This window comes from Pseudomonas sp. ARP3 (assembly GCF_001029595.1).
In the GTDB taxonomy this organism is placed as follows: Bacteria; Pseudomonadota; Gammaproteobacteria; order Pseudomonadales; family Pseudomonadaceae; genus Aquipseudomonas; species Aquipseudomonas rhodesiae.
Map to the genome: position 1 here is coordinate 1 of NZ_LEKF01000056.1, position 3,124 is coordinate 3,124.

5 protein-coding genes are annotated in these 3,124 nt (G+C 54.2%); all 5 read right to left on the reverse strand.

From position 1 onward, the window contains the following. A partial coding sequence (locus ABX75_RS27925; RefSeq protein ID WP_047883131.1) for an exodeoxyribonuclease VII large subunit occupies window positions 1–319 on the reverse strand: 319 nt, incomplete at its 3' end. Continuing rightward, window positions 306–518 (reverse strand): exodeoxyribonuclease VII small subunit, encoded by a 213-nt coding sequence (locus tag ABX75_RS27930; protein WP_047883132.1) that lies wholly within the window; start codon window positions 516–518, stop codon window positions 306–308. The genes ABX75_RS27925 and ABX75_RS27930, both read right to left, overlap by 14 nt. 73 nt (window positions 519–591) lie before the next feature. After that, window positions 592–1,221: a hypothetical protein gene (locus tag ABX75_RS27935; RefSeq protein ID WP_047296991.1), complete on the reverse strand. Its 630-nt coding sequence runs from the start codon at window positions 1,219–1,221 to the stop codon at window positions 592–594. Window positions 1,222–1,542: 321 nt separating this feature from the next. After that, complete coding sequence (locus ABX75_RS27940; RefSeq protein ID WP_011078016.1) at window positions 1,543–2,244, reverse strand: DUF2786 domain-containing protein; 702 nt, start codon at window positions 2,242–2,244, stop codon at window positions 1,543–1,545. Between the two features lie 29 nt (window positions 2,245–2,273). Beyond that, window positions 2,274–2,750 (reverse strand): hypothetical protein, encoded by a 477-nt coding sequence (locus ABX75_RS27945; protein ID WP_047883133.1) that lies wholly within the window; start codon window positions 2,748–2,750, stop codon window positions 2,274–2,276. Between the last annotated feature and the right edge of the window lie 374 nt (window positions 2,751–3,124).

A 3,124-nucleotide genomic window follows, 5' to 3' on the forward strand; every position in this document is an offset into this window, starting at 1 on the left:
ACTGAGGGGAAAAATCCGCCCTCACTTTCAGCAGGACGTTCATTCCTGCTTGGGGCAGGCCTCCGGTTGCCTGCTGCCACTCACCAAGTACCTTGCCGGCGACGTTCGCAAACATGGTGCACCGTGCCTTCGCCACCTCGGCTCCCTCACGCGACTCCAAGATGTCCATGTAGCAGTGGCCGTTCGGGCGGCGCTTGAAGTCACTGAGTTCTGCAACAACCCAGCAGCTGTCTGGCACCGCAGCACGGATGGCCTTCTGGATCTGGGTAAGGTATGCGCTGAGAGTGAGGTGCTGCTCAATCGGATCAGGTGCGGTCACCGGCCTGTCCCTCTTCAGCGCCCAAGGTTGCTTGAACAACGCCCTCGATGCGGGTAAGCCGGTCGGCGCAGAACTTACGGGCATCCGCAAATTCGCGAGCAAGGGTCTCCAACTCGTCGATGCTCACTTCATTGCGCTCCAGGCGCTTTACCGTCTGGTCGATGAAGGCGATGTTGGCTTCGTAGGTATCTCGGCTCATGTGGGAAGTCCTGGGGAAGATGGGATCAATCAACGTGCCGATTGTCGCAGCTTCCCCAAAAGACCCAACCCTATCAGCCTTCAGGCTGAACCCACGTTGTCTGACCCTCTGGGATCACGCCTCGATTGCAGCCGTATTTGGACAGGTACAACACCCTGCTCTGCCGCAACCAGGCCTCAACGGTTGGAACGATCATCGCGGCATACTCGGCAAGGCTCGGGTGTTTCTTCCAGTCGCCATTGCCGATCGCGGATTCCAGCGAACGGTCATACCAGGCGTTGACCAGCTGCTCGACTCCAGCCAGTTCCTCGCCGGCGGACGGTGCGGAATGGATCAGGTTATGCGCCTCGCGTTTCCTTTGCTCTCGGGTGGCATGTGCAGCTGGTAACGCTCCGAGGGAGAAAAGAGCGTCCTCAAAATTGAGGTGACGCTTCTCGTGAGTAGTCGAGTCCTCGGCTATACCGGGTACGAAAGAAAAGCGGCAGAGCTTGCAGTAGACCACGCCACCGTCCTTCCGCTCGTAATGCTGCTCTAACGAGCGAGCGACCCACTTACGAACTTCGTGATAGCTGCGTGCTTGAAGATGATGCTGCGCCATCAGGTTGAGGCGCTGCGCATGGCTCAGTCCTGGGTGAAGGGCCTTTGCCTGTTTGGCGAGCTTTTTGAGGTTTTCGATATCGCGGAGTGTGATTGGGTTTTGCATACGGCAGCCTCCAAAGGCTGATGCTCTGTGTCCACTTCGGAGCACCCATATGGGTTCCGTTGGTTTGTCGGTAGTGCTTTCGCTTTGCCAATGTGGACGGCAGGCACCTACCCGTGTGCCGAGGGGAATATCTCTGTCTCGATTGCGAACGTCAAGTGAGATGTCGAATTTCGCCCGGCTGGTTGAAATTTGAGCATCGCCGGGGGAGCGTTCCCAGACCGCCACGCCAGGACTTTATCCACAGGCTTACCCCCACTTTCAGGGGACAAACATCGGACGAAAAAAATCCCGCTCGAGCGGGACTTATTCCTGGGGGCGACCTCATTCCAACAGCATGTGCTCTTCACGGCCCATAGGTTTGTGCAGAGAGACGCTTTCACCATCCCTTTTGCCCTGAATGTACGCTCGGTACGCACCCATATCGAGTTTCCGGCGTTTCATCTTTGTGATCGGAACACCAGGATAATGTCTCTGGGTATAAGCGTGGATTGCCCGCTCCCCTTCTTCCGTAACGCCGGCAAATTCCTCTACTCGTTTGTGTACGCCGATGATCCACGCTTCTGCATACATCACTCCCGCTCTGCGCCTTTGCACTGCGCCCTGAACGCTGACCCCTGAGAGGTATTTTCTCTTGGAGTCTTTCAGTTGCCGGATAAGCACCTCATACGCATAGGCCGACATTTCAGCGCTACCGATTTCTCCAATAAAAATCAGCGACTGCCCGTTAGGGCCATAGCTGTAGAAACTCACACAGCCGAACGCCTTTGAGACAGTCATCGACAACATGCGAATCCATTGTGGCGGAACGCTTTTGGCTTTACCGATCCGCAGGGAGAATTCCTCCGCCTGGGTAGCACGCACATCGCCTACTTCCAGCTTGAACTTGTCCATAAGTTTGCGGGCTTGCCGCATTGCTGCTTCGGCCTCATGCGGGTTGCTGGATTTTGCGAGCGCAAAACATTTCTTGATTCTGCCTAGTGCGCGAGCGCGCTTATCCATGTCTGCAATTGCGCACTCACTCACCAGCCAATCCTCCGCTTCGCGACACGTTATTAAGCATGACGCTTCAGCGACATCCAATATCGCCCTGTATTCGGGTTGCTCAGCAAATATACTTGCTCCATCCCTTCAAACGAGGTGTCAAACTTTTTGACGTCTTCTCCGAAATAATCACCCAAACGCGACAACACTTTTTCCTGCTCTGCTTGCGGCTGGTCTTTAAGTTCATCAAGAACCATCTTCAGCTCTGTGATTGCTGCGACAAAAAACGTTCTTGCTCGCAACGCATCTGGCTGCCCGAGCGTTGACTCGTATTCACTAAGCACTACAGCCATTGCCATAGAACTTCGCTCACGTAACTCCGCACACTCTTGAGTCAGCACGATTGCGATTAGGAGATCATGACTGCCTGGAATGTCCGCATGCAGAACCTCTAACATTTCCTCAGACCACTCCTTGTCCCCAGGTAGGTTATATCCATCAAGAGAAAAACTACCGCTGGCCCCGATCAACTCATTAACTCCGTACATAAAACATCTTCTCCGTAAATTTGTAGGTCACCGTAACGGCCTGCATTCATCCGCTTCGCGAAACGGGGGCACATCCCACACCTACCAATGTTTATTTTATGAAAGTGAGGCACTTCACTGCTAATAGCATTTCTAGCCTGATCGAATAGCAGGACTCTCGTTTCACTGCTAATAACTTCTGCACCATATGAAGCATCTACCAATGGTCCTCCGCTGGCTTGCCAAAAGCCCGACAGGTTAAATCACTGGGCGGTTGCAGGATCTGAGTGCAACACGGTTATTGAATTGAAGCGGGAGCATCATGCCGCATCACCACGGCTTCTTGCATCACTTCGCCCATCACCTCGATCGGGCATTTGAAGTCGAAGCGTTTG

What these genes read in the sequence shown, in the direction of transcription:
- ABX75_RS27935 (WP_047296991.1), bottom strand. Translation starts at nt 1,221, where the DNA reads ATGCAAAACCCAATCACACTCCGCGATATCGAAAACCTCAAAAAGCTC.
- ABX75_RS27930 (WP_047883132.1), bottom strand. Translation starts at nt 518, where the DNA reads ATGAGCCGAGATACCTACGAAGCCAACATCGCCTTCATCGACCAGACG.
- ABX75_RS27945 (WP_047883133.1), bottom strand. Translation starts at nt 2,750, where the DNA reads ATGTACGGAGTTAATGAGTTGATCGGGGCCAGCGGTAGTTTTTCTCTT.